General features: G+C 45.8%; 1 protein-coding gene. It reads left to right on the top strand.

Features of this window, described 5'->3' with window-relative positions; genetic code table 11:
• Window positions 1-62: 62 nt before the first annotated feature.
• A partial coding sequence (locus HC176_RS17140) for a RagB/SusD family nutrient uptake outer membrane protein (protein WP_245234948.1) occupies window positions 63-400 on the top strand: 338 nt, incomplete at its 3' end.

Here is a 400-nt window from a genome sequence, read left to right as displayed (position 1 = left end):
AGGATAAGGAAGGTACACAGCAGGCTTTTGTAAAATATACTAACAGAAGCGAAGGCGGAGGGCTGAGTGCTCACAATATTCCTGTTCTCAGGTTGTCCGAAATGTATTTAATTGCAGCAGAAGCAGCTGCGCACGGTGCCGGCGGAGGTGAATCTGAAGCTTTGAACTATTTGAATACACTTATTGAAAACAGAACAACCAACTTTGCTTCCCATCGTGTAACCGAAACGGGGGAAGCTCTTAAAGAAAAAATTGCCGAAGAGAGGAGAAGGGAGCTGGCCTTGGAGGGTCATGGCGTATACGACTATATTCGCAGAGGACAAGCCATTATTCGTCCGGTAGATGAACATGTGAATACAGGAGTAGATGCAGCCAATCTTGATATCCAGGCGAGTGATAA

Source organism: Tamlana crocina (assembly GCF_012037625.1).
Note: the sequence above shows the minus strand (reverse complement) of the source record. Positions and strands in the feature narration are given on the sequence as shown.